Genomic DNA, 23,792 nt, shown 5'->3' on the forward strand with positions numbered 1-23,792 from the left:
ACGGAGGGCCGCCCGTCGCGGGCGGCCCTCCGTGGGTTCAGCGCGTCACCCGGTGACGCCTACCGCTTCACCGGCAGCCCGGACGTCGGGAACAGGTTGATCGGCGGCGCCGCCTGCGCGGTCCTGGCCGCGTCGGCCGTGCCGCACAGCGACACCAGCAGATGGGTGCCCATCGCGTAGTCGATCGGGCTCGGCTCGATGTTGCCGTTCTCGTCGATGCGCTGGTACTTCATCAGGTTGATGCCGTTGGCGATCTGGCGGGTGCCGTCGGCGCTGGACAGGGCGATCGTGCCCATGCCGAACACACCGCCGTCGTGGCCCCAGAACCGTCCGCACGGCAGGTCGAGCGGGTAGAGGCCGAGGCCGTATTCGAGCTGCCCGCCACCGACCCGCACCGGCACCGTCTTCTGCATCTCGGCCAGCTCGGCCGGGCCGATCAGCCGGCCGGTGAGCAGGGCGCGGTAGAAGCGGTTGAGGTCGTCCATGGTGGAGACCAGCGAGCCCGCCACGCCGGCCCACGACATGTCGTACACGCTGTAGTCGCGCGGCGGGTCGATCAGCCCGAACAGCGACTCGTACGCCTTGGAGTGCGGCCCGTGCAGGTACGGCGAGCGCGGGAACGAGGTGTGGTGCAGCCCGGCCCGGCGGATGACGTTCCTGGTGATGTACTGCTCGGCCGTGACACCGGTCACCTTCTCCAGCAGCAGCCCGGCGATCACGTAGTTGGTGTTCGAGTACGAGCCCGGCGCCACGCCCGGCGTGCCCGTCGCCGGCGCTTCGAGCCCGAGCCTGACCAGCTCGGTGGGCGGGAAGGTGTGGAAGCGGTTGTCGTCGATGCTCTGCGGCGAGCCCACCATCAGCGACGGGAACGCGCCCCCGACGTGGTCGGCGATGTTGCTGGTGTGGTTGAGCAGCATCCGGACGGTGACCTGGTCGCCGCGCTCGCCAGGGATGAGGCCGGGCAGGTAGCGGCTCACCGGCGCGTCGAGCTCGATGGCGCCGCGCGCCACCTGCTGCAGGACGGCGACCGCGGTGAAGGTCTTGGTGACGCTGCCCACCCGGTGCCGCATGTCCGGGCGCACCGGGCGGCGGGTGGCCACGTCGGCGACGCCCGACGCGCCCTGCCAGCTCTGGCCGCCGTCGCGGACGCTGGAGTAGGTGCCGTACATCCCGGCCTGGTGGATGGCGTCGAGGGTCTGACGCAGCGCCTGGCGGTCGAGCGCGGTGCCCTGGGAGGCCGGCGCCTGCGTCGACGCGGCCGCGTGCGCGGGCGCCACCAGTGACCCCGTGGCGAGCAGCGTGCCCAGCGCCGCCGTGACGATCATTCGCATGCCGCGGGTCGGACGCGCGGCCCCCTGTTCGATCTGCGTGGATCGGCGAAGAATCATGGCATCAGCCTGACTCAACCGCTCCGGCGGGGTTAGTCCGCTGTGTCACCGGCTGGACATGACAATGATCATGCCCGGCCGATGACGAAAGTCAGAGCTTCTCCAGCGGCGCGTACGCCAGCAGCAGAGTCTTCTCGCCCCCGCTGCCGAAGTCGATCTTGACCTTGGTCTTCTCCGCCACGCCGTCGACGGACACCACCGTGCCCAGCCCGAACGCGTCGTGCGAGACCCGGTCACCGGGGTTGAGCACGGGCACCGTGCGCCCGCCGCTCTTCGGCGCCGGACGCGCGGCGGGCTCCCTGCGGGTGGCCGCGTTCCAGGCGGTCTTGCCCGGGTCGGTACGCCAGTCGATGAGCTGCTTCGGCACCTCGCCGACGAACCGCGAGGCCGGGTTGAACGACGGCGCGCCCCACGAGCTGCGCACGGCCGCGCGCGTGACGTAGAGCCGCTGCTGGGCCCGGGTGATGCCGACGTAGGCCAGCCGGCGCTCCTCCTCCAGCTCCTTGGGCTCGCCCAGCGACCTGATGTGCGGGAACACGCCGTCTTCCATCGCGGTCAGGAACACCACGGGGAACTCCAGGCCCTTGGCGGTGTGCAGGGTCATCAGCGTGACCACGCCCTGCCCGCCGTCGGCGTCGCGGAGCTCGGGGATCTGGTCGGCGTCGGCCACCAGCGACACCTGCTCCAGGAACTCCACCAGCGTGCCCTCGGGGTTGGCCTCCTCGAACTCCGAGGCCACCGAGATGAGCTCGTTGAGGTTCTCCAGCCTGGATTCGTCCTGCGGGTCTTCCGACGCCTCCAGCTCGGTCCGGTAGCCGGTGGCCACCAGGATCTCCTCGGCCAGCGCGGACGGCGGCATGCCCTCGGCCTTGGCGATCAGCTCCTCCACCAGCGCGACGAACTCGCGCACCGCGTTGAGCGAGCGGGTGGCCATGCCGTACGCCTCGTCGGCGCGGCGCAGCGCCTCCCAGTACGAGACGCGCTCACGCGACGACAGCGCCTCGATCATCGCCTCGGCGCGATCGCCGATGCCGCGCTTGGGCACGTTGAGAATGCGCCGCAGCGACACCACGTCGTTCGGGTTGGCCAGCACGCGCAGGTAGGCCAGCAGGTCCTTGACCTCCTTGCGCTCGTAGAAGCGCACGCCACCGACCACCTTGTACGGCAGCCCGGTGCGGATGAAGATCTCCTCGAACACGCGGGAGGCCGCGTTGGTGCGGTAGAAGACGGCCACGTCGCCCGGTTTGACGTCGTCCTCGTCGCTGAGCCTGTCGACCTCCTGGGCCACGAACACGGCCTCGTCGTGCTCGTTGTCGGCCACGTAGCCGACGATCTTCGGCCCGTCGCCCTGGTCGGACCAGAGGTTCTTCGGCTTGCGCGACTCGTTGCGCGAGATGACCGCGTTGGCGGCGGCCAGGATGTTCTGGGTCGAGCGGTAGTTCTGCTCCAGCAGGATCGTGCGCGCCTCGGGGTAGTCGCGCTCGAACTCCAGGATGTTGCGGATCGTCGCGCCGCGGAAGGCGTAGATCGACTGGTCGGCGTCGCCGACCACGCACAGCTCGGACATGTCGGCGCCCTGGCGCACCACGTCGCCGTCGGCGGTGCGCACCTCGGGATGCCCGACCAGCTCCCTGATCAGGATGTATTGGGCGTGGTTGGTGTCCTGGTACTCGTCGACCAGCACGTGCCTGAACCGCATCCGGTAGTGCTCGGCCACCTCGGGGAAGAGCTGGAAGAGCGTGACCGTGTTCATGATGATGTCGTCGAAGTCCATCGCGCCGGCCTCGGTCAGCTTGAGCTGATAGGCCTTGTACGCCTGCGCGAGCGTCTTCTCCAGGTGCGAGCCGGCCTTGTCCAGCGCGGTCTCGTAGTCGATCAGCTCGTTCTTGAAGTTGCTGACCTGGGCGGAGAACGAGCGCGGCGGGTAGCGCTTGGGGTCGAGATCCATCTCCCTGCACACCATCGCCATCAGCCGCTGGGAGTCGGCCTGGTCGTAGATGGAGAAGCTGGAGGGGAAGCCGAGCCGCTTGGCCTCGCGGCGCAGGATGCGCATGCAGGCGCTGTGGAACGTCATCACCCACATGGCCTTGGAACGCGGGCCGACGAGCTTGTCGATGCGCTCCTTCATCTCTCTGGCGGCCTTGTTGGTGAACGTGATCGCCAGGATCTCGCCCGGGTGGACGTCGCGCTCGGCCAGCAGGTAGGCGATGCGATGCGTGAGCACCCGAGTCTTGCCGGAACCGGCCCCTGCCACGATCAGCAGCGGACTGCCATGATGGATCACGGCCTCGCGCTGCTGCGGGTTGAGGCCATCGAGCAAGGGGTGGTCAACAGAGACTTGGGTCGGCACGCACCTAGGTTAAGACGCCCCACTGACAATCGGCGCCCGGAATGGCGGCGGCGGGGTGCCGGTTGTCCACCGAAGAGGACATTTGTTCACCCGAAGAGGCGATGAGAGGGAGACCATGCTGTCGGAGAACGAGATCAACAGGGTGCTCGTCGTGACCGCCCACCCCGACGACGCCGACTTCGGCTGCGCGGGCACCGTCGCGCTGTTCGCCGACAAGGGCGTCGAGGTCACGTACCTGCTGGTCACGGACGGCGACGCGGGCGGCAACGAGCGCACGCTGGACAACACCGGCATGGCCGAGCTGCGCCGGGCCGAGCAGCTGGCCGCCGCCAAGGCCGTCGGCGTCACGGACGTGCGCTTCCTCGGCTACTCCGACGGCACCGTGGTGCCCTCGCTGGAACTGCGCCGCGACATCTCCCGCGTGATCCGCCAGGTGCGCCCCGATCTGGTGATCACCCACCACCCGGACCGCAACTACCAGTTCATCGCGCCCAGCCACCCCGACCACCGCGCGGTCGGCGGCGCCGCGCTCGACGCCGTCTACCCCGACGCGCGCAACCCCTACGCCTTCCCCGAGCTGATCAAGGAGGAGGGGCTGGAGGCGTGGACGGTGCGCGAGGTCTGGCTGAACGGCGGCTCCACCCCGAACCACTGGGTGGACGTCACCGACTCCATGGACCGCAAGCTCGCCGCCCTGCTGTCGCACGTCAGCCAGGTGTCGCACGTCGAGGGCTTCACCGACTTCGTCAGGTCGCGCTTCGCCGCCTGGGCCGAGCAGGCCGGCTTCGGCGAGGGCCGCTACGCGGAGGGTTTCCAGGTCGTGCCGACCGCCTGAGCCTTCGGCTGCTCGGACTTCCAGGAGATGCGGGCGAACAGGTAGCCGAGCGAGTTGGTCGCCAGGTGCAGCATCGACGGGGCGAGCAGCCCGCACCGGCGGCGCAGCTCGCAGAACAGCACGCCGGCCGCCGCTGTCGAGACGACCGCGCCCGCCACCACCCTGGCCGTGTCGAGGTGGGCGGGCGACTCGCCGGCGGTCAGCGCGCCCAGCGCCGGGTTGGCGCGGGCCATGTCGATCGACGGCAGGATGTGCCAGAGCCCGAACAGCGCCGAGGAGAGCGCCGTCGCGGCGGCCGTGCCGTGCCGCTGCCTGAGCATGCCGTACAGCGCGCCGCGGAAGCCCACCTCCTCCAGCAGCACCGTGCCGAACGGCACCTGGACCAGCGCCTCCTCCAGCGCGCGGGCGCGGGTGAGCGACAGCGCGCGCTCGTCGTGGAAGAGCGGCCTGGTGCGCGGCATGGCGATGCCCGCGGTGTAGACGGCGGCGACGGCGGCCGCCAGCGCACCGCCGGTGACCGCGCCGCGGCGGCCGCGCTCGAAGCCCAGCTCCTCCCACGACAGCCCCGACCTGCGGGCCATCGCCACCAGGGCGGCGGTCGCGGCGGCGGAGGTCAGCGGGCCGAGCCTCGGCGCGACCTTGTTGTTCATGACGTTGGCCGCGGTGAGCACGGCGATCGAGCGCAGCAGCACCCTTGCAAGGCTACGGCGTCAGGAGGCCGCGGAGCGGCGCCAGCCGGCCGGAAACCGGCTGCGGCGGCGTTCCTCAGGGGTGAGCCCGCCCCAGATCCCCTCGGTCTCTCCGGCGCGTAAGGCGTAGGCGCGGCACTCCTCGGCGACCTGGCAACGCGCGCAGACCGCCTTGGCCCGCGCCTCCTGAGCGGGGGAGGGCGCGAGCGGGAAGAAGAGTTCAGGGTCGCTGGATCTGCACGCTCCCCTGCGCAGCCAGCCGATCTTCTCCAGTGGCATGCCCCCAACGTTAGGGCGACGGCGGGCCCGCGCACATCATCCTCTGGGCTGACCCGCGCGTACACCCTCAGCAGGCGCCAACCCCGTTCTCGTATCCCGTGGTGAACGCGGCCTGACGCTGCTCGGCGGTGCCGTGCGCGCTCGGGTCCAGCCAGTCGTCGGTGGGGTCGCCGGCCGCCTCCAGGCTGAGCAGCAGCTCGTCCGCGTCACCCGGCTGGGCTATCAGCTGTCCCGATTCGACCAGCGCCGAGAGCGTGCCGCCCGCGTAGCAGTCGGCCTGCAGTTCCACCTGCACGTTCAGCTCGAACTCGGTACGGAGCTGCGCCTGCACCGCGTGCCCGAACTCGTGCGGGATGATCAGGTAGACGGATCCGTCGCCCATCTCCTCCCGCAGCGCCTCCATCCAGACCCGGTCGAAGGCGATGAAGTGGCCGGCCGGGCAGTAGAAGGCGTTGTTCGGCACCGGGCTCTCGTCGCCGCAGCGCGGTCCCGACCTGCCGTCGTACGGGATGAACGCGGAGATCGGGCGGTAGGCGAGCCCCTGCCTGGCGAACCGGTCCTTCCAGAACGCCTCCGTCAGGGTGCGTGCCGTGGCGACGTCCTGCTCGAAGGTGTCGGCGCCGGCGGCGTCCATGGAGGTCTCGCGCGGGCCGGGCCCGGCGAGACCGCAGGACGCGAGCAGCAGCAGCGCCGGCGCGAGCGTCAGGAGGCGGGCCGCGGGCCTCATACGTCCCACGTGTGCACCGGGTCGTTGCCGTGCATCCGCCGGATGTACTCCAGGGTCATCGCGCGTAACGCCTCGTGCCTGTCGCCGCCGAGCGCGCGGACCTTGTCCACCTGCCAGGTCGCCCCCGTCCTGCCGGTCAGGCAGCGTCCCTCGATGACGCCGAGCAGCCGGTCGGCGACGGGCGCGGCCACGCCCCACCTGGCCAGGCCCTCGCGCGCCAGCGGCAGCAGGCGGCGCAGGATCAGCTCGGCGGCGGGCACCTCGCCCATCCCCGGCCAGTACAGGCGGGCCTCCAGCCCGTGCCTGGCCGCCGAGGTCAGGTTGTCCTCGGCGGCCTGGAAGGACATCTGGCTCCAGATCGGGCGCTCGGCGTACGGCAGCACCCGCATCAGGCCGTAGTAGAAGGCGGCGTTGGCCGCGATGTCGAGCACGGTCGGGCCGGCGGGCAGCACCCGGTTCTCCACGCGCAGGTGCGGCAGCCCGTCCACGACCGCGTACACCGGCCGGTTCCAGCGGTAGATCGTGCCGTTGTGCAGGGTCAGCTCGGCCAGCTGCGGGATGCGGCCCTGCCGCAGCTCCGCGCGCGGGTCCTCGTCCTCGCACAGCGGCAGCAGCGCCGGGTAGTAGCGGACGTTCTCCTCGAACAGGTCGAAGACGCTGGTGATCCAGCGCTCGCCGAACCAGACGCGCGGCCGCACGCCCTGGGCCTTCAGCTCCGCCGGACGGGTGTCCGTGGCCTGCTCGAACAGCGTGATCCTGGTCTCGCGATGCAGTTCCTTGCCGAACAGGTAGGGGGAGTTGGCGGCCACCGCGACCTGCGGTCCGGCGATGGCCTGGGCGGCGTTCCAGTGCGCGGCGAAGGCGTCCGGGCTGACCTGCAGGTGCAGTTGCACGCTGGTGCAGGCGGCCTCGGGCGCGACGCTGTCGGCGTGGGTGTCGAGGCGTTCGACGCCTTCGACGCACAGGTGCAGGTCCTCGCCGCGGGCCGCGAAGATCTGCTCGTTGAGCAGCCGGTAGCGGGGGTTGGACGACAGCGTGCCCTCGCCGATGTCCTGCTCGCGCAGGGTGGGCAGGATGCCGATGAGCACCAGGTGCCCATTCTGGGAGTTGGCGCGCGATTCCGCGTGGTTGAGCCTGGCCCTGACGTCGTTCTCCAGGCGGAGCGCGCCTTCGCCGCCCAGGTCCTGGGGCTCGACGTTGATCTCGATGTTGAACTGGCCCAGCTCGGTGGCCCAGTCCGGCTGCTCGATGGCGGCCAGCACCTCGGCGTTGCGCATGGCGGCCTCGCCGTCGGCGTCGACGATGTTGAGCTCGATCTCCAGACCGGCCAGCGGGCGATCGTCCTCGAAGCGGGATTCGCGGAGCATCTGCGCGAACACGTCGAGGCATTGGTGGACTTTTTCCCGGTATCTACGGCGATCGTCGCGGCTGAACACCACGACTGGCACGTCCCTGCCCATAGCTCGAAATGTCGCACGCGATGCGGTTCCCGGCCAGCCCCCTGCCCGTCAGGACCTGTTGCCCGGCGCTCACGGCACGTGCCAGTCGTCCACCTGCGACTTGGGCGGCGCGCTGATGGTGACGCGCGCGCCCCAGTCGCTGAAGCGGGTGCGCACCACCCGCTTGGCCGACGCCGGCTCGCCGGGACGCGGGTAGACCGTGCTCACCAGCCGCCTGGCCAGCCCCCTGCCGTCCAGCCAGAGCTTCCAGTGCATGCGCACCCCGGACTCGCCGTACCTGACGCCGTCCCTGCTCACGGGCGCGGGCGTGCCCACCGCGTACGTCAGCACCCCCCGGTAGACGGTGGTCGGCGCCCCGTCGACCAGCCCGCCGGGCCGCCTGGACGTGGTGGTCGACAACAACCCCTGCAACGCGACCGGGTCGAAGACGATCGCCCGCTGGGCGAAGACGACCTCGGGCGAGACCGGGTCGGCGCCGCTGGTCCTGGTCCACCGCTTCCGCGCGCCGCGCCGGCCGTCCGGCTGGGCGTAGATGACGCCCCTGACGATCACGACGCGCCGCCCGGCGACCGTGTAGTTCCTGCCGCTGACGTCCACGGCCACCGCGCCCTTGGGCCCGAAGCCGACCGTGCCGCGGAACTTGACCTCGGTGCCGTCGACCCGTTCCGCCACCCTGATCCCGCGGCCGGCGGCGAACTGGGACTTCAGCGCCTCGACCGGGTCGGGCGGCGCGGCCGCGGCGACCGGCGCCGGGGACGAGGTGAGAAACATGGCGACGGCCAGCGAGACGGTGAGCCACCGGCGTAACGGGATCGGCGTCATTCGAGGCATCCTGACCACCGCAGATCAAGGCCGGGTCACGACACGCCGTCGCGTCCTGATTCGGCCTGCTTTTGGGCCCCCACCGCGCTCGTGACCGTCAAGGAATCCGGACATGGAACCCGGGAACCGAAATAGGGTGCTGGGATGCGTGTTTTGATTTCGGGTGGGGCGGGTTACATCGGGAGCACGGTCGCGTCGGCGTGCCTGGACGCGGGGATCACGCCGGTGATTCTCGACAGCCTGGTGACCGGGCGGCGCGAGTTCGCCGAGGGGCGGACGTTCTACGAGGGCGATATCAGCGACGGCGCCCTGGTCGACAAGATATTCGCCGAGAATCCGGATATTTCGGCGGTCATTCACTGTGCCGCGCTCATCGTGGTGCCGGATTCCGTGGCCGACCCGGTCGGCTACTACCGGGCGAACGTGGCCAAGAGCCTGGAGTTCGTCGATCACCTGCTGCGTAACGGCTGCGAACGCCTGATCTTCAGCTCGTCCGCGTCGATCTACCAGGCCGGCGACGACCACACGGTGGACGAGGAGTCCGCGCTGGCGCCGCAGAGCCCGTACGCGACCACCAAGGCCGTGTGCGAGGCGATGTTCCGCGACATCGCGGCCACCCAGCCCATCAAGATCCTGTCCTTGCGTTACTTCAACCCGATCGGCGCCGACCCGCGGATGCGCACCGGCCTGCAGTTGCGCCGCCCCAGCCACGCGCTGGGCAAGATGATCCAGGCGTACGAGGACGGCGTGCCGTTCCAGATCACCGGCACCGGCTACCCGACCCGCGACGGCTCGGGCATCCGCGACTACATCCACGTCTGGGACCTGGCGCTCGCGCACGTGGCGGCGCTGCGCGCGTTCGACGAGCTGGACACCGACGTGATCAACCTGGGCACCGGCGCCGGCACCACCGTGCGCGAGCTGGCCGAGGCGTTCAACCGGGTGGCCGACCGTCCCGTCGAGGTGGTCGAGACCGACGCCAGGCCGGGCGACGTGGCGGGCGCGTACACGCGCAGCGACCGCGCGCGGCGGCTGCTCGGATGGGAGGCGCGCTTCTCGATCGAGGAGGGGATCAAGCACTCGCTCGACTGGGCGGCCATCCGCGACCAGCGGCTCGCGGGCTGAGGCTCACCTGACGCCTCTCCCGTCGGTCGGCGGGAGAGGCGATCGGGGGCTATCTGCCCAGGGAGCTGATCGCGCCGTCCGGGATCTCGGAGAGCTCTTCCAGGATCAAGGGACTGAGGTCGTCGGTGTCGATCACCTGGTCCTCGGACGGAGGCGCGATGTCGACCTTCATGCCCCAGTTCGTCAAGCGCATCTCGCTGTAGTGGTCACGCGGCCCGAGTATTTCGTTGTCGGACTTCCAGTGGAAGACCGAGCGCTTGGGCAGGCCGGTGGAGTAGAGGGTCAGCAGGTAGGAGAACCGGCCGCTGCCTCCGGACACCGCCTCGGCGTGCTTGCCGCTCAGCGCCCCTCGGTAGGTGCGGTCCTTGACGCTCGTGGCCCGCGAGATCAGGGTCTTCAACGCGGAGGGCCTGATCGTGTCGAAGTCGAAGATTTCGCCGTCGGAGTCGCCCGCAGGGAGCCGGACCCAGGACTTGCCCTCGGGCAGCCCCTCCTTGGTTCCCACGGGGCGTATGTAGAGTCGGCGGTCCGCGTAGAGGAAGCGGATCTTCTTGAAGTTCTTGCCCAGCAGATCGTCCAGGCCGCGCACGCTGACGTCGGCGGCGACCACGCCCGACCGGTCGAACTCCAGCTCGCCGCTCATCGTGAACGAGGTCGTCCGGCGGCGGCCGACCGAGGTCTCCCGCAGGACGAACTCCACGCCGTGCCCGGGCACGTACTGCCGCTCAAGTGCCTTCACCGGGTCGGCGGGGGCCGCCGCCGCGGCCGGTGCGGGGGCGAGGAACGCCGTGGCGGCGACCAGCGCCACCGCGGCCAGTAAACGCTTCATACCGTTCCTTCCGTGGCGCGCCGCCTGCCCGCCGGCGGGCAGGCGGCGTCCTCCTAGTCGTTGAGTTCGTCGGTGACCTGGTCCGCCGGCGGGGCCTTGATGGTGATCTTGCCGCCCCACCCGGTGTAGCGGGTGTCGACGCTGCGGTCGGTGCCGTCGCCGGCGCTCGGGCCGAGCGCGTTCGACGCGAACGTCGTCACCAGGCGGATGGGCAGCCCCTTGGCGTTGACGCTGAGCCGCCAGGAGATCGGGTTCTTGGCCTGCTTGACCGACGGCTTGATCATCAGGATGCTCATGGAGCGGTACCAGGGGGAGACCTTGTACAGCGCCCCGACCGTGATCTTGCCGCTGTATCCGTCGCGCGTGGGCTTGCCGGTCTGGAGCAGGGCCTTCAGCGTGGCGGGCTCGGCGATGTTGACCGGCTGGCCGTACATGCCGAGCATGCCGCCGTGCGGCCCCTTGGGCATCTTGAACCAGGTCGAGCCCTCGGGCATCGACGCCGACAGGATGCCGCCTGAGACGTAGGCGGTGTTGCCGATCTTGATGGTGCGCTCCGGCTTGGCCATCGCCTTGAGCATGTCGGGCGCGTCCTCGTCCATCTCACTGGCCTTGAGGTTCGACTTGGCCGTGATGTCCGAGGCGGCGATGCCCGACCTGCTGAATCGCAGCATGCCGCTGCGGCGGACGAAGACGCTGCGTTCGTCGCCGTCGATGATGGTCGTGCGTTCGGTGAACTTCACGCCCTTGCCGGGGACGAGCTGCTTCTTCACCGCGGCGACCGGGTCCTTCGGCGCGGCAGGCGCCGGGGTCGCGGAAGCCGGCGCCGCCGACGTGACCAGCGCCACCGACGTGGCCAGGGCCAGGCCGGCGATGATTCGCTTCATGCGGGGTTCCTTCGCTTCGAGGGGGAAAGCCAGAGGAATCGCGGGAGCCCGGGGCTAGTTGACCTTGCCCAGCGAGCTGATCGAGTTGTCCGGGATGTCCTGCGGGATCCCGCTGTCCGGCCCGGCCTCCTCCGGAGTGATCACCTGGTCCGCCGGCGGCGCCTTGACCGTCACCTTGGACCCCCAGCCGGTGTAGCGGGTGTCGGTGATGGAGGTGAACTTGCCGAGAATGCCGAAGTCCATGGTCCAGTCGCTCACCAGGCGGTTGACCAGGCCCTTGGAGTTCACGGTGATGCGGTAGTTGAACTTGATCTTGCCGAGCGAGCCGCCCATCTTCGTGCCGTTGAGCTTGCTGAGCTCGCTGAACGTGATCGCGCCCCGGTACGTGCCGCCCTTGAAGCTCTTGGCCTTCGCCACGAAGACCTTGAGCATCTTCGGGTTCAGCACGTCGAGCATCTGGTTGAAGGTGGTGCCGGTGGCCTCGCCGGGGTAGCGCACCCACTTCTTGCCCTCGGGCAGGTCCTCGCTGAAGACCCCGCCCTGGGCGTAGCTGTGGCCGCCGATCGTGATCACCCGGCTCGGCGTGAGGCCGGCCGCCGCGTCGTCCGTGGTGCGGTTCCTCAGGTCGGAGGCGGCGACGCCCTTCTTGCCGAAGGCGAACGTGCCGGTCGTCTTCATGGTCCCGGCGTTCTTGCCGTCGGCCTTGATCACGGAGGTCTCGGAAATGCGCACCCCGTGACCGGCGACGAACTGCTTCTTCAGCGCCTTGACCGGGTCCACCGGTGCGGCCTGCGCCGGGGGCGTGGCGACCAGGGTCGCCGCGGCGGCCAGCGCGAGTCCCGTGAGAATTCGCTTCATGGGGTTCCTTGGAAGTAGGCGCCTCTCGTCGTGAGAAGCGCGAGGGGGTCCACTTGCCCGGGACGGACGAATGGGGGAGCACCGCCGGAAATATCCGGCGACTCCAAGTGCACGCCGAGAATGGCGGCGCGCGCCAACCGCTGTGCGGAACGGTCTCGATCGTTACTTCGCGTCCCCGTCCGGCTCCGAATGGATACCGCGATGTTTCGCTTCATGGCATCCTTCGATTCGAGCGTTGGGGGAGTGAAAGCCTGCCAATCGAAGATCACGTTCGTATATCGGACATCAAGGAATGTGGATCCGAAACGGTGCACATTTCGTGCAGATGTCATCGTCCAGAAGTGAGATCACCGTCACATAGTGGGAGAACCACGACCCGATGACCTGGGCAGGTCGAGCTTGGGGCTAGGCTTCACTGGCGGAAACGCCCGGCACGCACGCACGGGGTGAACCGGGCCGTCGAACATCAGTCGGATTAGCAAGGACGGACCCTCGTGGACCTGTTCGAACATCAGGCGAAGGAGCTCTTCGCGGACTACGGCATCCCGGTGCCGCGCGGCATCGTCGCCCACACCGTGGAGGAGGTGCGGGCGGCGGCCGAGGAGTTGACCGGCCGCGTCGTCGTCAAGGCCCAGGTGAAGACCGGTGGCCGCGGTAAGGCGGGCGGCGTGAAGGTGGCCGACGACGCCGCCGACGCCGTCAACAAGGCCGATGCCATTCTGGGCATGGACATCAAGGGCCACACGGTCCACAAGGTGCTCGTGGAGGAGGCCAGCGCGATCGCGGAGGAGTACTACTTCTCCTTCCTGCTCGACCGCGCGAACCGCACCTTCCTCGCCATCTGCTCCGCCGCGGGCGGCATGGACATCGAGGAAGTGGCCCACAGCACGCCGGAGAAGGTCGCCAAGGTGCCGGTGTCGGCGCTGAAGGGCGTCGACCGCGTCACGGCCCGCGAGATCGCGGCCGCGGGCGGCCTGCCGGAGAAGTCGCTCGACGGCGCCGCCGAGCTCATCGAGAAGCTCTGGTGCTGCTTCGTCGACGAGGACGCCACGCTCGTCGAGGTCAACCCGATGATCCTGTCGGCCGACGGCCAGGTGAAGGCACTCGACGGCAAGGTCACGCTCGACGAGAACGCGGCCTTCCGCCAGGCCGATCACGAGGCGCTGGCCGACAAGGCGGCGGAAGACCCCCTCGAGGCCAGGGCCAAGGAGAAGGACCTCAACTACGTCAAGCTCGACGGCGATGTCGGCATCATCGGCAACGGCGCCGGCCTGGTCATGTCCACGCTCGACGTGGTCGCCTACGCCGGTGAGCAGTTCCCCGGCAAGCCGTCCCCCGCCAACTTCCTCGACATCGGCGGCGGCGCCTCGGCCGAGGTCATGGCGGCCGGCCTGGAGATCATCCTCTCCGACCCGAGCGTGAAGTCGATCTTCGTGAACGTGTTCGGCGGCATCACCGCCTGCGACGCGGTCGCCAACGGCATCGTCTCGGCGTTCAAGCTGCTGGAGAGCCGCGGCGAGGCCGTGACCCACCCGCTGGTGGTCCGCCTCGACGGCAACAACGCCCTGCTCGGGCGGCAGATCCTGGCCGACGCCGCGCTCCCGCGCGTCGAGCTGGTAGACACGATGGACGACGCGGCCAAGCGGGCCGCCGAGCTCGCTGCGGTAGGTGCGTAACTCATGGCCATCTGGTTGACTGAGAACAGCAAGATCATCGTTCAGGGCATGACGGGCGGCGAGGGCACCAAGCACACCCGCCGCATGCTCGCCTCCGGCGCCCGCGTCGTGGGCGGCGTGAACGCACGCAAGGCCGGCACCACCCACGAGGGCCTGCCCGTGTTCGGCACGGTCAAGGAGGCCATCGAGCAGACCGGCGCCGACGTGTCGGTCGTGTTCGTGCCCCCGGCCTTCACCAAGGACGCCGTCAAGGAGGCCATCGACGCGGAGATCCCGCTCTGCGTCGTGATCACCGAGGGCGTGCCGGTCCACGACTCCACCGAGTTCTGGGCGTACGCGGTGGAGAAGGGCAACAAGACCCGCATCATCGGCCCGAACTGCCCCGGCATCGCCTCCCCCGGCGCCTCCAACGCGGGCATCATCCCGGCCGACATCACCACCGCCGGCCGCATCGGCCTGGTCTCCAAGTCGGGCACGCTCACCTACCAGCTCATGTACGAGCTGCGCGACTTCGGCTTCTCGACCGCCGTGGGCATCGGCGGCGACCCGGTCATCGGCACCACGCACATCGACGCGCTGCAGGCCTTCCAGGACGACCCGGCCACCGACGCGATCGTGATGATCGGTGAGATCGGCGGCGACGCCGAGGAGCGGGCCGCGGCCTACATCGAGAAGCACGTCACCAAGCCGGTGGTCGCCTACGTCGCGGGCTTCACCGCCCCCGAGGGCAAGACCATGGGCCACGCCGGCGCCATCGTGTCCGGCTCGGCCGGCACCGCGCAGGCCAAGAAGGAAGCCCTGGAGAAGGTCGGCGTCCGCGTCGGCAAGACTCCGTCGGAGACGGCCCGCCTCATGCGCGAGATCATGCAGGCTCGCTAGCCGTTCGCCGGTCGAAGCCCCGTTCCGCGCGCCGGAGCGGGGCTTCTCCCTTTTTCACTGGATTTCGGGGGGCGGGCGTTCGCGGGGAACTGGTAGCGTTCGCGGCCTCCGTCCAAAGATCTTCCCCGGAGTGGTCATGAGGCTCTACCTGTCGTCCTTCCGCATCGGCAACCGTCCCGACGAGCTGCTGAGACTGCTCGGCGACGGCCGGCGCACCGCGCTGATACTCAACGCCGACGACTACAAGGACGCCGAGGCCAGAGCGGCGTCGCTGAAGCGGGAGATCGACGAGCTGGAGAGCGTCGGGCTGCGGCCGTTCGAGGTGGACCTGCGCGACTACTTCGGCCGCCAGGAGGCCCTGGCCGAGGTGCTGTCGGGGGTCGACCTGATCTACGTCAGGGGCGGCAGCGCGTTCGTGCTGCGCCGGGCGTTCACCGCCAGCGGCGCCGACGACGTGATCAGGCGGCTGCTGGCCGACGACGCGGTGGTCTACGGCGGCTACAGCGCGGGCCCGTGCATGCTCGGGCCGACCCTGCGCGGAATCGAGGGCGAGATCGACAACCCCTCGTTCGTCCCGCCCGGCTACGAGGACACCGTGCTGGAGTGGGACGCGCTGGGCGTCCTGCCGTACGTCGTCGCGCCGCACTACCGCTCCGACCACGTCGAGTCCGCCGAGATCGACCGCTCGGTCGAGTACTTCATCGCACACCACATCCCGTTCATCGCCATCAGCGACGGCCAGGCCGTGGTGATCGACGGGGACACCCGCACCGTCGTCGGCTAGATCGGGCGGTTCGGACATAAAGATCCGGCGAATTGGGCCCGGAAACCAGGCGGGGGCGGCGCGTCAACCAAGCGGTGGTCGGGAAAGCTTGAGAAAATCGCTTACTGTGACGGCGATTCTCGACCAGCTGCGGACGGCCCCCAAATCCGTTCTCGGCAAGCTGCCCGGGGTCTCGAGCGACAACGACGACGAGACGCGGCGGCCGCTGCCCGTGTCGGGGATGCTCGCCGCGGCCATCGCCCTGGGCGTCGGCCTGGCGGTGCTCACCACGCTCACGCTGATCGGCTGGATCGCCGCGCCGAGCGCGGCGGGCTCAGGCGCGCTCGGCGCCGGGCTGCCCGGCGTGTTCCGCACCGCCGCCCAGCTCTGGCTGGCCGCGCACCACGCCGGCTTCGCCATTCCCGGCGGCCGGGTCGGGCTGCTGCCGCTCGGCCTGATGATCCTGCCCGCCATGCTGCTGTACCGGGCCGGGCGCTGGATGGCCCGCGACGCCGACCTGCGGTTGCGGCTGCCCGCCCGGCTGCCCAAGAACAGCCCGCGCGAGCAGGCCAGCGCCCGCCGTCGCGCCCAGTGGGTGCTGGTGGTGCAGGCCGGCGTCTCGCTGGCCGCGCCCTACGCGATGCTGGCCGGCCTGATCGCGCTCGTGGCACGCAACGACGTCACCCAGCCGTTCATCGGCGAGGCGCTGCTCAGCCACTTCGTCCTGGCGTTCCTGGCCGGCTCGCTGGCCACCGCGCGCACGATCGGCCCGTGGCGGGCGATGCTGCGGCTGCTGCCCGAGCGGGTGCGCGCCGTCACCGTCGGCACCGCCGTGGCCACGCTGGTGCAGCTCGCGGCCGGGCTCGCGCTGGTGCTGGTCGCGGTCGTGCTCAACTTCGACCAGGTCAGGCAGCTGTCCGAGGTGCTCGCGCCGGGGTTCGTGGGCGGCCTGCTGCTCCTGCTGCTGCAACTGCTCTACCTGCTCAACGGGGTCATCTGGGCCTCGTCCTACATCGCCGGGCCCGGGTTCGCGGTGGGCGCCGACACGCTGGTCGCGCCCACCGGGGTGCAGCTCGGCACGGTGCCGAGCCTGCCCATGCTGGGCGCGCTGCCCGACAGCGGTCCGGTGCCCGCGTGGATGATGGCGGTGATCGCGCTGCCGTTCGCGGCCGGCGCGGTCGCGGGCGTGATGGTGGCCAGGATCTCGCCGTCCCCGTCGTACGAGGCCGCGCCGCTGTGGGGCTTCTTCACCGGGGTCTGCACCGGCGGCGTGGCCGGGATCCTGGCGGCGCTGTCCGGCGGCCCGATCGGCGGCGGGCGGCTGGCCGCGGTCGGCCCCTCGCCGTGGGAGGTGGCCCTGTCGGTGGCGCTGGAGGTCGGGGTCGCCGCCGGCATCTCGGCGGGCGTGACCAACCTGCTGCTGCTCAACAAGAAGGCCAGGGCGCCGCTCGACAAGGCCGCCGTCCCGGTGCGCAAGGCCGGAGCCGCGATCGCCAAGGCGGCCAGCAGGGTCGGGCTGGCCGAGGCCGACCCGCGCCCGCTGCCCGGCCACTGGATGGACGCCACCGAGGCCGACACCCAGCCCATCCCGGTCATCAGGGAAGACTGGCAGGACGAGCACGCCTCGGCCGCCGCCGAGACGCTGGCCCAGGCCCGGCCGCGGCTGGTCAAGGAGCCCGGGCAGCAGCGCCCGCCCCGCACCGACATCGTGGACGAATCAGACGACCGCGGCGGCCACGTGATCTACGTGGACCCGTACGCGTGGGACCGCGACTGAGCCCTCAGTGCGGCAGCTCCACCAGCGGGCGGCCCTTGAGCTCGTGGAAGCCGGGGGTGCCCGCGACCAGCAGTGTGCCGTCCCACAGCCGGCCGGCCTGCTCGCCGCGCGGCACCTCGGAGATGACCGGGCCGAAGAACGCCACCCGCTCGGCCGCCGCGCCGGTGACCGCCACGATGGGCGTGCCGACGTGGTCGCCGACCAGCGCGATGCCCTCGGCGTGCGAGGCGCGCACCGCCTCGTCGTAGTCGGTGGACGTGCCCGCCTCGGCCAGCTCCTCGGGCAGCCCGGCGGCCTTGAGCGCGACCCGCAGGTCGGCGATCCAGTTCTGGCCGTCGCCGCCGCTGGTCCACAGGGCGGTGTAGAACCGGCCCAGCGCCTCGTGCCCGTGCTCCTGCCGTACGGCGGCGCAGACGCGCACCGGCACCCACAGGTAGCCCTCGGGGTCGTTCTCCGGGTCGTCCTCGCGCCCCTCGTTGAGCACCGCCAGGCTCAACACGTTCCAGCGCAGATCCACCGGCCGCACCTGGCTCACCTCGACCAGCCAGCGTGAGGTCAGCCAGGTGTACGGACAGGCCGGATCGAACCAGAGATCAGCGATCATGCGCTCACCTGGGGATACAGGCATCGAGGGGGCCCTCCCATCATTCGTCTTCACATCGCCGGAGATTTTTTCGCCGACGGTGTCGAGAACGCCGGGCGGGCTCCGACTCTTCCACGAGCGGGCGGACAGGCCATCCGCGAGACGACAGGAGAAGTGAGATGAGCAAGGTCACCTGCGACATGGCGATGTCCGTCGACGGTTTCGTGGCCGGTCTGAACCAGAGCTACGACAACCCCTTCGGCGAGGGCGTCGGCGACGACCTGCACCGGTGGATGTTCGACGAGCCCGAGGCCCACGCCGCCGTGATCGAGAAGATCACCGCGGCCGGCGCCTTCATCATGGGACGCAACATGTTCACCCCCGGCCGCGGCGCCTGGGACCTGGGCTGGACCGGCTGGTGGGGCGAGGAGCCGCCGTACCACGCGCCGGTGTTCGTGCTCACCCACCACGAGCGCGAGCCGGTGAAGCTGGCCGGCGGCACCACGTTCCACTTCGTCACCGACGGGATCGAGTCGGCGCTGGCCCAGGCCCGCGCCGCGGCCGGCGACGCCGACGTGGCGATCGCCGGCGGCGCGCACACGGTGAACCAGTATCTGGCCGCCGGGCTGATCGACGAGCTGCGGCTGCACGTCGCGCCGATGCTGCTCGGCAGGGGTGAGCGGCTGTTCGAGGGCGTCGGGCGCGTCGACCTCGAACGGGTCGGCGTCGCCTCGGGCACCGACCTCGTCACGCACCTGACCTACCGCAGGGCGCGGCAGGCCGGCCGCTAGGGCTGCATCGCCCCGAGCACCTCGAGGACGTCCGGCGGCAGCTTCTTGGCCGCCGCCTCCCTGAACTGGGTGAAGCACTCGCCCTGCGCGGTGACCGTGCCCGCGCCCTTCATGCACTCCTGGTAGGCCGAGTATTCGTCCATGAGATAGAGCTGCATGCCGGTGGCCATGGCGGACAGCACCAGCGCGATCGCCGCGACGGTGATGCCGCCCACGGCCGTGCCCGTGGGCTTGTGCGCCTTGCGCAACAGGGGGAGCGCGCGCACCCCTGACATGATCGCGAACAGCGCCATCACCAGGCCGGCGAGTGGCAGCATGAACGTCATCGCCAGCGCTGCGATCGACAACCAGATCGCGCGGCGCCCCGCCGACTCGGCGGGCTGCTGGCCTGCCGGTGCCTGCACCGGTGTCGACACCTGACCTCCTCTGCGTCGCCGGGCAAGGAACAGATACCCTGTCAGCCCCACCCTGTTTCCTCTTTTGGAGTACCGCGTGTCTAAGGCTGGGCGGCTCGTCGTCCTCGTCTCCGGCTCTGGAACAAACCTACAGGCCCTGTTGGACGCTTCTGCCGACCCGTCGTACGGTGCTCGCGTGGTCGCGGTCGGTGCCGACAGGGATGGCATAGAAGGCCTGGTCAGGGCGGCGAAGGCGAACGTCCCGACTTTCGTCGAAAAATTGGGCGATCACGCGACCAGGGCCGACTGGGACACCGCGATCGCCGCCCGGATCGCGGCGTACGAGCCCGATCTGGTGGTGTCGGCGGGCTTCATGAAAATTTTGGGCGCGCCGACGCTCGACGCGTTCACCGTGCTCAACACGCATCCGGCGCTGCTGCCGTCCTTCCCCGGCGCGCACGGCGTGCGTGACGCGCTCGCCCACGGGGTCAAGGTCACCGGCTGCACGGTCATGCTGGCCGACTCGGGCGTCGACACCGGCCCGATCATCGCCCAGGAGGCGGTCCCCGTGCTGCCCGACGACGACGAGACGGTCCTGCACGAACGCATCAAGACCGTCGAGCGGCGGCTGCTCGTCGACGTCGTCGGCCGGATGGCCCGCGAGGGCTGGACGGTCGGCGGACGCACGGTCCGCATCGGAGGCCGATCAGGCCGCATCGGAAACCAAACAGGAGGGGAATCCAAGTGACCCGCATCGCCATCCGGCGCGCGTTGATCGCTGTCTACGACAAGTCCGGGCTCGAAGACCTGGCCAGAGCGCTCGACGGCGCGGGCGTGGAGATCGTCTCCACCGGCGGCACCGCGGCCGCGATCGCCTCCTACGGCATCCCGGTCACCAAGGTCGAGCAGCTCACCGGGTTCCCCGAGTGCCTCGACGGACGGGTCAAGACGCTGCACCCGCGCGTGCACGCCGGGCTGCTGGCCGACCTGGCCAAGCCGCACCACGTGGCCCAGCTCGACGAGCTGGAGATCGACCCGTTCCAGCTCGTCGTGGTCAACCTCTACCCGTTCGAGGAGACGGTGGCCTCCGGCGCGTCCGACGCCGAGTGCGTGGAGCAGATCGACATCGGCGGCCCGGCGATGATCCGCGGCGCGGCCAAGAACCACAGCACCTGCGCCGTGGTCGTCGACCCCGGCTTCTACGGCGACGTGCTGACCGCGCTCGACGCCGGCGGCTTCACCCAGGAGGAGCGCAAGCGCCTGGCCGGCATCGCCTACGCGCACACCGCCGCGTACGACGTGGCCGTCGCCAACTGGTTCTCCGGCACGTACACGCAGGACGAATCGGGCTGGCCCGCCTTCCACGCGGCGGCGAGCACCCGCAAGTCCGTGCTGCGCTACGGCGAGAACCCGCACCAGTCGGCCGCGCTCTACACCGCGGGCCAGGGCGGGCTCGCCGAGGCCGAGCAGCTGCACGGCAAGGAGATGTCGTACAACAACTACCTCGACTCCGACGCCGCCTGGCGTGCCGCGTGGGACTTCGCCGAGCCCTGCGTGGCCATCATCAAGCACCAGAACCCGTGCGGCATCGCCGTCGGCGCCGACGTGGCCGAGGCGCACCGCAAGGCGCACGCCTGCGACCCGGTCTCCGCCTACGGGGGCGTGATCGCGGTCAACCGCGAGGTCACCGCCGAGCTGGCCAGGCAGATCGCGGACGTGTTCACCGAGGTCGTCATCGCGCCCGGATACGCGGCGGAGGCGCTGGAGGTGCTGCGGGCCAAGAAGAACCTGCGCCTGCTGGCCTGCCCCGAGGGTCCGTCCGCCCGCACCGAGGCACGCAGGATCGACGGCGGGCTGCTGCTGCAGGCCGTCGACAGGATCGACGCGGCCGGCGACTCGCCCGAGACCTGGCAGCTCAAGGCCGGCGAACCGGCCTCGCCCGAGCTGCTGGCCGACCTGGCGTTCGCCTGGCGGGCCTGCCGCTCGGTGAAGTCCAACGCGATCCTGCTGGCCAGCGACGGCGCGACGGTGGGCGTGGGCATGGGCCAGGTCAACCGGGTCGACTCCTGCCGCCTGGCCGTCGGCAGGGCCGCCGAGCGCGCGGCCGGTTCCGTGGCCGCCTCCGACGCGTTCTTCCCGTTCGCGGACGGGCCGCAGGTGCTGATCGAGGCCGGGGTCAAGGCGATCGTGGAGCCCGGCGGGTCGGTACGCGACCAGGAGGTCATCGAGGCCGCGGAGAAGGCCGGGATCACGCTCTACTTCACCGGCACCCGCCACTTCTTCCACTGACCGTCGCGGTGGGCCTCCTCCCTCCGGAGGGGGCCCATCCGGGCTGTGCATGATCGTCCGGTAACGGGTGACTTGTCGCATTCCGGGGGCGAGCACGGGCGTGATGCGGTTAGCCTGTGTGGCAGTCTGCTGCCGCCGTCCCCCCGGAGTCTCCCCATGCTCGATGCGATCCTGCAGGTCTTCGTGACCGTGAACGGCTTCGCCACCAGCCCCTTCGTCCTGCTGGTGCTCGCCTTCATCGGGGCCTATCTCGGCAGCCGCGTGGTCGAGGTCATCCCGTTCACCCGCCGGATCATCGAGCGTCGTGAGGCCCAGGCCGAGCAGAAGTAGCCGCCAGGTGGTCCCAGGCCAGCCTGGCCGCCCCGGCCAGGCTCGCGTGCACGCCGAGCGTGGACTGCTCCACCCGTACCGATCTGACGAAGGCCAGGCCGGCCACGTCGTCGAGCGCCCGCGACAGGGGCTCGAACAGCACCTTTCCCGCCGCTGACACGCCGCCGCCGATCACCACCGCGGTGACCTCGGCCGCCGCCGCCGTCGAGGCGATCATCCCGGCCAGCGCCCGCGCGCCGCGCTCGAACGCCGCCAGCGCCACCGGGTCGCCGTCCGCCGCGTCCTGGGCCAGCTCGCGCGCGTCGGCCGCCGAGCGCGGGGTCCAGCCGTTGGCCAGGGCCCAGCGGGCCAGGTTCGGGCCGCTGGCGTAGCGCTCGACACAGCCCCGTCCGCCGCACTCGCAGCGTTCGCCGTTCGGGTCGACGCTCATGTGACCGACATGTCCGGCGTTTCCGGTGGGGCCGAGCAGCGGCGCGCCGTCGATCACCAGGCCGCCGCCGATCCCGGTGGACACCACCACGCCGAGCAGCGCCGTACTGCCGCGCCCGGCGCCCAGCCAGTGCTCGCCGAGCGCGAAGCACTGCGCGTCGCCGGCCAGGACCGTGGGCAGGCCGGTCAGCTCGCGCACCGCGTCGCGCAGCGGGAAGCCGCGCCAGCTCGGCAGGTTCACCGGGCTCACGGTTCCCGCCGCCAGATCCAGCGGCCCCGCGCACCCGATGCCCGCCGCCGCGGGTGCGGGACCGCCGGCCGTCACCTCGCCGATGAGGTCCGTCAGCGCCCGCATCACCTCGCGTGGAGGTGTGGGACGGGTGGCCGAGCCGAGCACCGCGCCGGCCTCGTCGACCAGGGCCGCGGCGAGCTTGGTTCCGCCGATGTCAACGCCGAGTACGTAGGTCATCAAGGGCTCGCGGGGGAATCGTCGTGACGGCGTGGCGCGCCGGCCGGCGGGGGACCGGCGCCCGTCACCCTATGCTGTCCAGCGTGCGATGACAACGATGTCATAGGTGGCCGGAGATCAATGGACGCCATCGGCGGGTGGCTGGTGCCCGAGTCCGGAGACGGCATGGAAGGATTGCGGGCATGAGCGCAGTGAAACTCGACGGTAAGGCGACCGCGGCCAAGATCAAGGCCGACCTCACGGGCCGGGTGGCCGCGCTCAAGGAACGCGGCATCACCCCCGGGCTGGGCACCGTCCTGGTCGGCGACGACCCCGGCAGCCAGATCTACGTCGCGGGCAAGCACCGAGACTGCGCCGAGGTCGGCATCGCCTCCATCCGCGTCGACCTGCCGGCCACCGCCACGCAGGCCGAGGTCGAAGCCGCCATCGACGAGCTCAACGACTCGCCCGAGTGCACCGGCTACATCGTCCAGCTCCCGCTGCCCAAGCACCTCGACACCATGGCCCTGCTGGAGCGCATGGACCCGGCGAAAGACGCCGACGGCCTGCACCCGGTCAACCTCGGCCGGCTCGTCCACATGGTCGACGCGCCGCTGCCCTGCACGCCGCACGGCATCGTGCTGCTCCTGCAGGAGTTCGGGGTGCCGATCAAGGGCGCGGAAGTGGCCGTGGTCGGGCGCGGCATCACCGTCGGGCGCTCGCTCGGCCTGCTCCTGACCCGCCGCAGCGAGAACGCCACCGTCACCCTCTGCCACACCGGCACCCAGGATCTGGCGGCCCACGTACGGCGGGCCGACATCGTGGTGGCGGCGGCCGGCGTCCCCGGGCTCATCACCGCCGACATGGTCAAGCCTGGCGCGGCCGTGCTCGACGTGGGCGTGTCGCGGGTCAACGGCAAGATCGCGGGGGACGTGGCGGCGGACGTCGAGGACGTGGCCGGGTTCCTCACGCCGAACCCGGGCGGGGTCGGGCCGATGACGCGGGCGCTGCTGCTGTCCAACGTCGTCGAGGCCGCCGAACGCCTCTGACCGTCCTCAAGGTCTAAGGCTCTAAAGGCAAGGGCCTTCGCACGGGGGCGCTTCGCGCCATTCGGGCTCCGGGCTGTGATTGTGGGGGAGCCCAGCTCCCCCACACCCCCTTGCCGGTGGCCTCCCGGCCCCCGGAC

General features: G+C 70.6%; 24 protein-coding genes. 11 read left to right on the forward strand and 13 right to left on the reverse strand.

Annotation, left to right across the window (positions count from 1 at the left end; translation table 11 throughout):
- Positions 1 to 59 precede the first annotated feature (59 nt).
- Both HII36_RS39745 and pcrA read right to left on the reverse strand, forming a co-directional pair.
- Positions 60 to 1,388 carry a serine hydrolase domain-containing protein gene (locus HII36_RS39745; protein WP_236004368.1) on the reverse strand — a complete coding sequence of 443 codons (1,329 nt, stop codon included), beginning with the start codon at positions 1,386 to 1,388 and terminating at the stop codon, positions 60 to 62.
- A 91-nt stretch (positions 1,389 to 1,479) separates the two neighbouring features.
- Complete coding sequence (gene pcrA / locus HII36_RS39750) at positions 1,480 to 3,708, reverse strand: DNA helicase PcrA (RefSeq protein WP_173528499.1); 2,229 nt, start codon at positions 3,706 to 3,708, stop codon at positions 1,480 to 1,482.
- Positions 3,709 to 3,853: 145 nt separating this feature from the next.
- Here pcrA and HII36_RS39755 point away from each other — a divergent pair, with 145 nt between their 5' ends.
- Positions 3,854 to 4,573 carry a PIG-L deacetylase family protein gene (locus tag HII36_RS39755; protein WP_173528500.1) on the forward strand — a complete coding sequence of 240 codons (720 nt, stop codon included), beginning with the start codon at positions 3,854 to 3,856 and terminating at the stop codon, positions 4,571 to 4,573.
- On the opposite strand, the gene HII36_RS39760 is transcribed toward HII36_RS39755, so the two are convergent.
- From HII36_RS39760 to HII36_RS39780, 5 genes are all read right to left on the reverse strand, one after another.
- Positions 4,537 to 5,265, reverse strand: coding sequence for a CPBP family glutamic-type intramembrane protease (locus tag HII36_RS39760; protein ID WP_173528501.1), 729 nt, complete (start codon positions 5,263 to 5,265; stop codon positions 4,537 to 4,539). The two genes, HII36_RS39755 and HII36_RS39760, sit on opposite strands and share 37 nt — an antisense overlap.
- Before the next feature lie 18 nt (positions 5,266 to 5,283).
- Entirely contained in the window at positions 5,284 to 5,541 is a 258-nt protein-coding gene (locus tag HII36_RS39765) for a WhiB family transcriptional regulator (RefSeq protein ID WP_173528502.1), read from the reverse strand.
- A gap of 67 nt (positions 5,542 to 5,608) precedes the next feature.
- Positions 5,609 to 6,268, reverse strand: coding sequence for a neutral zinc metallopeptidase (locus HII36_RS39770; protein ID WP_173528521.1), 660 nt, complete (start codon positions 6,266 to 6,268; stop codon positions 5,609 to 5,611).
- A complete protein-coding gene (locus tag HII36_RS39775; protein ID WP_173528503.1) occupies positions 6,265 to 7,728 on the reverse strand; it encodes a glutamate--cysteine ligase in 1,464 nt (487 codons plus the stop codon). Before HII36_RS39775 ends, HII36_RS39770 begins: the two co-directional genes overlap by 4 nt.
- 69 nt (positions 7,729 to 7,797) lie before the next feature.
- Positions 7,798 to 8,550: a hypothetical protein gene (locus tag HII36_RS39780; RefSeq protein ID WP_173528504.1), complete on the reverse strand. Its 753-nt coding sequence runs from the start codon at positions 8,548 to 8,550 to the stop codon at positions 7,798 to 7,800.
- Positions 8,551 to 8,694: 144 nt separating this feature from the next.
- On the opposite strand from HII36_RS39780, the gene galE reads away from it, so the two are divergent.
- Positions 8,695 to 9,675 (forward strand): UDP-glucose 4-epimerase GalE, encoded by a 981-nt coding sequence (galE, locus tag HII36_RS39785; RefSeq protein ID WP_173528505.1) that lies wholly within the window; start codon positions 8,695 to 8,697, stop codon positions 9,673 to 9,675.
- Between the two features lie 49 nt (positions 9,676 to 9,724).
- Here galE and HII36_RS39790 read toward each other — a convergent pair whose 3' ends face one another.
- From HII36_RS39790 to HII36_RS39800, 3 genes are read right to left on the reverse strand one after another with little or no spacing between them, the layout of a single operon-like run.
- A complete protein-coding gene (locus HII36_RS39790) occupies positions 9,725 to 10,504 on the reverse strand; it encodes a hypothetical protein (protein WP_173528506.1) in 780 nt (259 codons plus the stop codon).
- A gap of 53 nt (positions 10,505 to 10,557) precedes the next feature.
- Complete coding sequence (locus HII36_RS39795; RefSeq protein WP_173528507.1) at positions 10,558 to 11,388, reverse strand: hypothetical protein; 831 nt, start codon at positions 11,386 to 11,388, stop codon at positions 10,558 to 10,560.
- 54 nt (positions 11,389 to 11,442) lie between these two features.
- Positions 11,443 to 12,246 (reverse strand): hypothetical protein, encoded by an 804-nt coding sequence (locus HII36_RS39800; RefSeq protein WP_173528508.1) that lies wholly within the window; start codon positions 12,244 to 12,246, stop codon positions 11,443 to 11,445.
- 494 nt (positions 12,247 to 12,740) lie between these two features.
- On the opposite strand from HII36_RS39800, the gene sucC reads away from it, so the two are divergent.
- The 4 genes from sucC to HII36_RS39820 all read left to right on the forward strand — a co-directional run bounded on the left by sucC (position 12,741) and on the right by HII36_RS39820 (position 17,341).
- Complete coding sequence (gene sucC, locus HII36_RS39805) at positions 12,741 to 13,922, forward strand: ADP-forming succinate--CoA ligase subunit beta (RefSeq protein WP_173528509.1); 1,182 nt, start codon at positions 12,741 to 12,743, stop codon at positions 13,920 to 13,922.
- 3 nt (positions 13,923 to 13,925) lie between these two features.
- A complete protein-coding gene (gene sucD / locus HII36_RS39810) occupies positions 13,926 to 14,801 on the forward strand; it encodes a succinate--CoA ligase subunit alpha (RefSeq protein ID WP_173528510.1) in 876 nt (291 codons plus the stop codon).
- A 136-nt stretch (positions 14,802 to 14,937) separates the two neighbouring features.
- Positions 14,938 to 15,585, forward strand: coding sequence for a Type 1 glutamine amidotransferase-like domain-containing protein (locus HII36_RS39815; protein ID WP_173528511.1), 648 nt, complete (start codon positions 14,938 to 14,940; stop codon positions 15,583 to 15,585).
- A 106-nt stretch (positions 15,586 to 15,691) separates the two neighbouring features.
- On the forward strand, positions 15,692 to 17,341 hold the full coding sequence (locus tag HII36_RS39820; RefSeq protein ID WP_173528512.1) for a cell division protein PerM: 1,650 nt from the start codon (positions 15,692 to 15,694) through the stop codon (positions 17,339 to 17,341).
- A gap of 4 nt (positions 17,342 to 17,345) precedes the next feature.
- Here the strand turns inward: HII36_RS39820 and HII36_RS39825 are convergent, their stop codons facing one another.
- The gene (locus tag HII36_RS39825) at positions 17,346 to 17,945 is read right to left on the reverse strand and encodes a mycothiol-dependent nitroreductase Rv2466c family protein (protein ID WP_328808099.1); all 600 of its coding nucleotides are present in this window, start codon (positions 17,943 to 17,945) and stop codon (positions 17,346 to 17,348) included.
- A 158-nt stretch (positions 17,946 to 18,103) separates the two neighbouring features.
- Here HII36_RS39825 and HII36_RS39830 point away from each other — a divergent pair, with 158 nt between their 5' ends.
- Entirely contained in the window at positions 18,104 to 18,715 is a 612-nt protein-coding gene (locus HII36_RS39830) for a dihydrofolate reductase family protein (protein ID WP_173528514.1), read from the forward strand.
- Here HII36_RS39830 and HII36_RS39835 read toward each other — a convergent pair.
- Positions 18,712 to 19,131, reverse strand: a complete 420-nt coding sequence (locus tag HII36_RS39835; protein ID WP_328808100.1) for a hypothetical protein — start codon at positions 19,129 to 19,131, stop codon at positions 18,712 to 18,714. The two genes, HII36_RS39830 and HII36_RS39835, sit on opposite strands and share 4 nt — an antisense overlap.
- Before the next feature lie 136 nt (positions 19,132 to 19,267).
- On the opposite strand from HII36_RS39835, the gene purN reads away from it, so the two are divergent.
- The 3 genes from purN (at position 19,268) to HII36_RS39850 (ending at position 21,729) form a co-directional block, all read left to right on the forward strand.
- Positions 19,268 to 19,858 (forward strand): phosphoribosylglycinamide formyltransferase, encoded by a 591-nt coding sequence (gene purN, locus HII36_RS39840; protein WP_236004370.1) that lies wholly within the window; start codon positions 19,268 to 19,270, stop codon positions 19,856 to 19,858.
- Entirely contained in the window at positions 19,855 to 21,399 is a 1,545-nt protein-coding gene (gene purH, locus HII36_RS39845) for a bifunctional phosphoribosylaminoimidazolecarboxamide formyltransferase/IMP cyclohydrolase (RefSeq protein WP_173528516.1), read from the forward strand. The genes purN and purH overlap by 4 nt, the downstream gene beginning before the upstream one ends.
- 156 nt (positions 21,400 to 21,555) lie before the next feature.
- Positions 21,556 to 21,729, forward strand: a complete 174-nt coding sequence (locus tag HII36_RS39850; protein WP_173528517.1) for a hypothetical protein — start codon at positions 21,556 to 21,558, stop codon at positions 21,727 to 21,729.
- On the opposite strand, the gene HII36_RS39855 is transcribed toward HII36_RS39850, so the two are convergent.
- Positions 21,692 to 22,627: an ROK family protein gene (locus HII36_RS39855; RefSeq protein ID WP_173528518.1), complete on the reverse strand. Its 936-nt coding sequence runs from the start codon at positions 22,625 to 22,627 to the stop codon at positions 21,692 to 21,694. The two genes, HII36_RS39850 and HII36_RS39855, sit on opposite strands and share 38 nt — an antisense overlap.
- A 182-nt stretch (positions 22,628 to 22,809) precedes the next feature.
- On the opposite strand from HII36_RS39855, the gene HII36_RS39860 reads away from it, so the two are divergent.
- The gene (locus tag HII36_RS39860) at positions 22,810 to 23,655 is read left to right on the forward strand and encodes a bifunctional methylenetetrahydrofolate dehydrogenase/methenyltetrahydrofolate cyclohydrolase (RefSeq protein WP_173528519.1); all 846 of its coding nucleotides are present in this window, start codon (positions 22,810 to 22,812) and stop codon (positions 23,653 to 23,655) included.
- Positions 23,656 to 23,792 lie beyond the last annotated feature (137 nt).

Source organism: Nonomuraea antri (genome assembly GCF_013283785.1).
In the GTDB taxonomy this organism is placed as follows: domain Bacteria; phylum Actinomycetota; class Actinomycetes; order Streptosporangiales; family Streptosporangiaceae; genus Nonomuraea; species Nonomuraea antri.

Bases quoted from the DNA above. Each gene is read 5' to 3' on its own strand.
- HII36_RS39790 (WP_173528506.1), bottom strand. From the start codon at position 10,504: ATGAAGCGTTTACTGGCCGCGGTGGCGCTGGTCGCCGCCACGGCGTTC.
- HII36_RS39855 (WP_173528518.1), bottom strand. From the start codon at position 22,627: ATGACCTACGTACTCGGCGTTGACATCGGCGGAACCAAGCTCGCCGCG.
- HII36_RS39745 (WP_236004368.1), bottom strand. From the start codon at position 1,388: ATGATTCTTCGCCGATCCACGCAGATCGAACAGGGGGCCGCGCGTCCG.
- galE (WP_173528505.1), top strand. From the start codon at position 8,695: ATGCGTGTTTTGATTTCGGGTGGGGCGGGTTACATCGGGAGCACGGTC.
- HII36_RS39860 (WP_173528519.1), top strand. From the start codon at position 22,810: ATGAGCGCAGTGAAACTCGACGGTAAGGCGACCGCGGCCAAGATCAAG.
- HII36_RS39825 (WP_328808099.1), bottom strand. From the start codon at position 17,945: ATGATCGCTGATCTCTGGTTCGATCCGGCCTGTCCGTACACCTGGCTG.
- HII36_RS39795 (WP_173528507.1), bottom strand. From the start codon at position 11,388: ATGAAGCGAATCATCGCCGGCCTGGCCCTGGCCACGTCGGTGGCGCTG.
- HII36_RS39755 (WP_173528500.1), top strand. From the start codon at position 3,854: ATGCTGTCGGAGAACGAGATCAACAGGGTGCTCGTCGTGACCGCCCAC.
- sucD (WP_173528510.1), top strand. From the start codon at position 13,926: ATGGCCATCTGGTTGACTGAGAACAGCAAGATCATCGTTCAGGGCATG.
- HII36_RS39780 (WP_173528504.1), bottom strand. From the start codon at position 8,550: ATGACGCCGATCCCGTTACGCCGGTGGCTCACCGTCTCGCTGGCCGTC.
- HII36_RS39775 (WP_173528503.1), bottom strand. From the start codon at position 7,728: ATGGGCAGGGACGTGCCAGTCGTGGTGTTCAGCCGCGACGATCGCCGT.
- HII36_RS39830 (WP_173528514.1), top strand. From the start codon at position 18,104: ATGAGCAAGGTCACCTGCGACATGGCGATGTCCGTCGACGGTTTCGTG.
- HII36_RS39765 (WP_173528502.1), bottom strand. From the start codon at position 5,541: ATGCCACTGGAGAAGATCGGCTGGCTGCGCAGGGGAGCGTGCAGATCC.
- HII36_RS39815 (WP_173528511.1), top strand. From the start codon at position 14,938: ATGAGGCTCTACCTGTCGTCCTTCCGCATCGGCAACCGTCCCGACGAG.
- HII36_RS39770 (WP_173528521.1), bottom strand. From the start codon at position 6,268: ATGAGGCCCGCGGCCCGCCTCCTGACGCTCGCGCCGGCGCTGCTGCTG.
- HII36_RS39800 (WP_173528508.1), bottom strand. From the start codon at position 12,246: ATGAAGCGAATTCTCACGGGACTCGCGCTGGCCGCCGCGGCGACCCTG.
- HII36_RS39850 (WP_173528517.1), top strand. From the start codon at position 21,556: ATGCTCGATGCGATCCTGCAGGTCTTCGTGACCGTGAACGGCTTCGCC.